4 protein-coding genes are annotated in these 5,331 nt (G+C 73.3%); all 4 read left to right on the top strand.

Annotation, left to right across the window (positions count from 1 at the left end; genetic code table 11):
• The first annotated feature begins 96 nt into the window (after window positions 1-96).
• The 4 genes from ABZ749_RS28625 to ABZ749_RS28610 all read left to right on the top strand — a co-directional run bounded on the left by ABZ749_RS28625 (window position 97) and on the right by ABZ749_RS28610 (window position 5,241).
• Entirely contained in the window at window positions 97-2,196 is a 2,100-nt protein-coding gene (locus ABZ749_RS28625) for an iron ABC transporter permease (protein WP_357233241.1), read from the top strand.
• A gap of 25 nt (window positions 2,197-2,221) precedes the next feature.
• Window positions 2,222-3,127 carry a siderophore-interacting protein gene (locus ABZ749_RS28620; RefSeq protein WP_357233239.1) on the top strand — a complete coding sequence of 302 codons (906 nt, stop codon included), beginning with the start codon at window positions 2,222-2,224 and terminating at the stop codon, window positions 3,125-3,127.
• 128 nt (window positions 3,128-3,255) lie between these two features.
• On the top strand, window positions 3,256-4,716 hold the full coding sequence (locus ABZ749_RS28615) for an SDR family NAD(P)-dependent oxidoreductase (protein ID WP_357233237.1): 1,461 nt from the start codon (window positions 3,256-3,258) through the stop codon (window positions 4,714-4,716).
• Window positions 4,717-4,764: 48 nt separating this feature from the next.
• Window positions 4,765-5,241 carry a heme-degrading domain-containing protein gene (locus tag ABZ749_RS28610; protein ID WP_357233235.1) on the top strand — a complete coding sequence of 159 codons (477 nt, stop codon included), beginning with the start codon at window positions 4,765-4,767 and terminating at the stop codon, window positions 5,239-5,241.
• Window positions 5,242-5,331: the final 90 nt, after the last annotated feature.

Genomic DNA, 5,331 nt, shown 5'->3' with positions numbered 1-5,331 from the left:
GCACAAGATGCCCAACGGCATCTGGACCTTCGGCGGTCCGCTCTCCGGCAAGCAGTACATCGACGAACTCGTCAAGACGTACACGGTGTGAGCGTGCTGAACGCTCCACCACGCCCGGAGCCGGCCACCCGGCCGGCTCCGGGCGGGCGCCTGGCCGTGCCCCGCATCGCCGTCGTCTTCGTCGCCGCGATCCTGCTGCTGCTCGTGGTCGGCGCGGTGCACCTCACCCAGGGCACCTCGAACGTCGGCGCCCTCGACCTGCTGCGGCTCGCGACCGGCGCCGACGATGAGGCGGCCCGCGTCCTGATCGCGTCCCGCCTGCCCCGGCTGCTCGCCGGGCTCGCCATCGGCGTGGCGCTCGGGTTCGCCGGGGCGGCGTTGCAGTCGATCGCCCGCAACCCGCTCGCGTCCCCCGACACCCTCGCGGTCAACGCGGGCGCCCACCTGGCGATCGTCGCCGTCGCCGCGTTCGGCGTCTCACTGCCCGCGCTGCCCGCCGGCGGCCTCGCCTTCGGCGGCGGGCTGGCCGCCGCCGGCCTGGTGATGGCGATGTCCTCCGGTGGGCAGGCCGGCACCACCCGGCTGATCCTCGCCGGCTCGGCGACCGCGCTGGCGCTCGGGTCGGTGACCACCCTGCTGCTGCTCCTGTTCGAGCAGGCCACCATCGGGCTGTTCGCCTGGGGGAACGGCTCGCTGGTGCAGAGCGACCTGACCGCGCTGACCCAACTCGCCCCGGTGATCGTCGGCGCCGCCATCGTGCTCGTGCTGCTCGGGCACCGCCTCGACATCCTCGCCCTCGGCGACGACACCGCCACAGTGCTCGGCCTCGACGTGCGGCGCACCCGGCTCACCGTCATGGTGCTGGCCGTGCTGCTCTCCGCCGCGGCCGTCACCCTCACCGGCCCGGTCGGCTTCGTCGGCCTGTGCGCACCGGTGATCGTCAGGCTGCTCGCCCCCGTGGTGCCGGGCGTGCACCGGCACCGCGTCCTGCTGCCGTTGTCCGGCATCGTCGGGGTCATCATCGTCCTCGGCTCCGACGTGCTGCTGCGGGCCGTGATGGGCGGGCAGGCCGGGGTCGACATCCCCACCGGCGTGGTCACCACACTGTTCGGCGCGGTGATCCTCATCTGGCTGGCCCGCCGGCACCGCGACGCCGGCCCCACCCGTCGTCCGCCCGGCGGGCACGCGGCCGTCCGCTCCGCAGCCTTCCACCGCGGCGTCGTCGCCGTCACCGCCGTCCTGACCGTCTGCGCAGTGACGGTCGGCATGCTCGCCGGTGACACCTGGGTGCTGCTCGGTGACGTCGTCAACTGGGTCAACGGCAGCACCGGGCCCGCGTACACCTTCGTGCTGGACCAGCGGTGGCCGCGCGTCGCCGCGGCGGTCCTGGCCGGCGCGGCGCTCGCGGTAGCCGGCACCACAGTGCAGGCGGTCTGCCGCAATCCGCTGGCCGAACCCGGCATTCTCGGCATCACCGCCGGCGCCGGACTCGGCGCGGTCTCCCTGCTCACCTTCGTGCCGCTGGCCGGGGTGTGGGCGGTCTCCGGCGTCGCCGGGCTCGGCGCGATGCTGGCGTTCGCCCTGGTCTACGGCCTCGCCTGGCGCGGCGGGCTGAGTTCCGACCGACTCGTGCTGATCGGCTTCGGCGCCTGGCAGGGCGGCATGGCGGTCATCACCTACCTGGTCGTGGCCTTCGACCCGTGGAACACCGGGAAGGCGTTGACCTGGCTGTCCGGCTCCACCTACGGTCGGATGCCCACCCAGGTGCTGCCAGTGGCGATCGCCCTGCTGGTGCTCACCCCGGCGGTTGTCGCCGCCCGCCGGGAGCTCGACCTGATGGCGCTGGACGACGACACCCCACGCGTGCTGGGCGTCCGACTGGAACGCACCCGGTTGATCGCGCTCGGCGCGGCGGCGCTGCTCACCTCCACAGCCGTCTCGGCCGTCGGGGTCATCGGCTTCGTCGGTCTGGTCGCCCCGCACGCCGCGCGGGCGCTCGTCGGCGGCCGGCACTCCCGGGTGCTCCCGGTGGCCGCCCTGCTCGGCGCGGCGTTGGTCAGCATCGCCGACACCTTCGGCCGGACGGTCATCGCGCCGGCCCAGATCCCCGCCGGCCTGGTCACCGCCATGATCGGCACCCCGTACTTCGTCTGGCTGCTGTGGCGCTCCCGCGCCGTGGCGAGCACCACCCGGTAGAGCCGCCCGCGTCGAGAGAGGCACCATGACCGAGACCCTGCCCATCGCCCCGTGGCGCGTGTTCGCCGTCACCGTCCGCGCGGTACGCCGCCTGAGCCCGTCCTTCACCCGGGTGACCTTCACCGGGGCGAACCTGGACCGCTTCGCCGACAACGGTTACGACCAGCGGATCAAGCTGGCGCTGCCGCTGCCCGGTCAGGACCGGGCGACCCTGCCGGACGGCGCCGACTGGTACGCGACGTGGCGGGCCCTGCCCGAGCACCTCCGCAACCCGATCCGGACCTACACCGTCCGGGCGGTCCGCCCGCACCTGGCCGAGGTCGACGTCGACCTGGTGCTGCACGGCGACAGTGGCCCGGCGACGCGCTGGGCGCGGCGGGCCAGCGTCGGCGACGAGATCGCTCTGGTCGGGCCGGATGCCGGCTTCGACGGCAACCACGGCGGGGTCGAATTTCGACAGTCCACCGGCGGCACCGTGCTGCTGGCCGGGGACGAGACCGCCGTGCCGGCGATCAGCAGCATCTGCGAGCGGCTCCCCCTCGACGCCAGGGGCATCGTCGTGCTGGAGGTGCCCGACGCCGCCGACGTGTTGCCGCTGCTCGCACCGCCCGGCGTCGAGGTCCGCTGGCTGGCCCGGGGCGCCGACGGGTACGGCAGCCGACTGGTGCCCGCCGTCGTCGCCGCGGCCGGGGAGCTGCTGGCCCCCGGCGCGTCGACGGCCGCCCAGCCCGTGCCGGACGTCGACGTGGACACCGAGATCCTGTGGGAGGTGCCTGAGCAGGTTGCCCCGGCGCCGCTCTACGCGTGGCTGGCCGGGGAGGCCGGCGTCATCCGTAACCTGCGCCGGCACCTGGTCGCCGAGCGGGGTCTGGACCGGCGGGCGGTCGCCTTCATGGGCTACTGGCGTCTCGGACACTCCGACGCCGCCTAGCGTCGCGAGGCGCACCACGCCGGGCGGCCGCGAGGTGCGTCGGAGGCCGTGAGGCGCGTACCGTTTCGGGTCGGACTTGGGGCGGGTCGGCTGGAGCCGGCACGGGATACGGGACGAGACAACGACGCATGACGGTGGACAACATTACCGAAAACGGTCAAGAGGGTATTGACCGAAGCCGGCTGGAGGCCTGCCTCAGCGTCTTCGAGGCATTGGAGGCGCTGCCCTCCGACCACCCCGACGTGGTGCAGGTGCAGCGGGCCACCGCCCGGCTCTACAAGGTGATCAAGCAGCGGCGGCGGGAGGAGCGGCGAGACGCCATCCTCGCCGCCGACCGCGCGGTGACGGAGGCCACGGCCACCGGCGCTCCGGGGCGGATCGACGACGAGACGCAGGGCATTCCGCTGGCGTCCTCCGTCGCGGGCGAGACGGCCGGCTTCCTGCACAATGCGCGCGGCTGCTACGTCTGCAAGCAGCGCTACCGCGAGGTGGACGCCTTCTACCACCAGCTCTGCCCGTCCTGCGCCGCGCTGAACCGTGAGCGCCGCGACGCCCGCACCGACCTGACCGGCCGGCGTGCGCTGCTCACCGGCGGCCGGGCCAAGATCGGCATGTACATCGCGCTGCGGCTGCTGCGCGACGGCGCACACACGACGGTGACGACCCGGTTCCCGCACGACGCGGTCCGCCGCTTCGCCGCGATGCCCGACAGCGCCGACTGGCTGCACCGGCTGCGGATCGTCGGGATCGACCTGCGCGACCCCGCCCAGGTGATCGCCCTCGCTGACGACGTCAGCAGCCAGGGCCCTCTCGACATCCTGATCAACAACGCGGCGCAGACCGTCCGCCGGTCCCCCGGGGCGTACGCGCAGCTCATCGCCGCCGAGGCCGCGGCCCTGCCGGACGGCCCGCTGCCGGAGCTGATCACGTTCGCCAAGCCGGACGCGCAGGGCGGCCCGGTGGGCACCCTGACCGCCGGCCCACAGTCGACGGCGCTCACTCCGCACGCGCTCACCGCGCTGGCACTGACCAGCGGTTCGGCCTCGCCGGAACGGATCGCGGCGTCCACCGCCATCGACGCCGGCGGGCTCGTGCCCGACCTCGACTCGGTCAACAGCTGGGTCCAGCGGGTCCAGGAGGTGGACCCGGTCGAGCTGCTCGAAGTGCAGCTGTGCAACGTCACCGCGCCGTTCGTGCTGGTCAGTCGGTTGCGCCCGGCGATGGCCGCCGCGTCGGCCCGCCGCAAGTACGTGGTGAACGTGTCGGCCATGGAGGGTCAGTTCGGCCGCGGCTACAAGGGGCCGGGGCACCCGCACACCAACATGGCCAAGGCGGCGCTGAACATGCTGACCCGCACCAGCGCCGAGGAGATGTTGACCGACGGCATCCTGATGACCAGCGTCGACACCGGCTGGATCACCGACGAACGCCCCCACCCGACGAAGATGCGGCTGGCCGACGAGGGCTTCCACGCCCCACTGGACCTGGTCGACGGCGCGGCCCGGGTGTACGACCCGATCGTCCGCGGCGAGCAGGGCGAGGACCTGTACGGCTGTTTCCTGAAGGACTACGCGCCCTGCGCCTGGTGATCGCCCCGAGCGACGAGGATGATCGCCCGCACCAACAAGGAGATGAACATGTCAGCTGACCGTGATTCGTGGCCGACGCTCGACGAGCTGCTGCGCGAGGAGAACGAGCTGGAGCTCGCGGGCCTGTCCGAGACCGACGCGTACGAGCTGGGGATGCTCGCCGTCGCCGCCGCGACCGAGCAGCGGCTGCCGGTCTCGGTGGGCGTGTGGCGGGCCGGGCGGCAGCTGTTCCACTGTGGCCTGCCGGGGTCGACGGCGGACAACGACGCGTGGCTGCGCCGCAAGGGGCGGGTGGTGATGCGCTTCGAGCACTCCTCGCTCTACATGGCCCGGCTGTGCCAGGACAAGCAGGTGACGCTGGCCGAGCGGTTCGGTCTGCCGGCCTCGCGGTACGCGGCGGCCGGGGGCGCGGTACCCCTGCGCGTGCGCGGCACCGGTGTGGTGGGCTGGGTCGGTGTCTCCGGGCTGCCGCAGTTGGACGACCACCGTTTCGTGGTCGACATCCTCCGCAAGCTCCCCCGATAGGGCGTTGCCGGAGCGCTCGGACGCTGACCGCCGCGATGCCGTGGACCGAGCCGGCCTCAGCCTTAACGATCTTGATAATGCTCGCGCGAC

This window comes from Micromonospora sp. NPDC047753, from assembly GCF_040642735.1.
GTDB lineage: Bacteria > Actinomycetota > Actinomycetes > Mycobacteriales > Micromonosporaceae > Micromonospora.
This window is presented reverse-complemented; position numbering and strand designations above follow the sequence as displayed.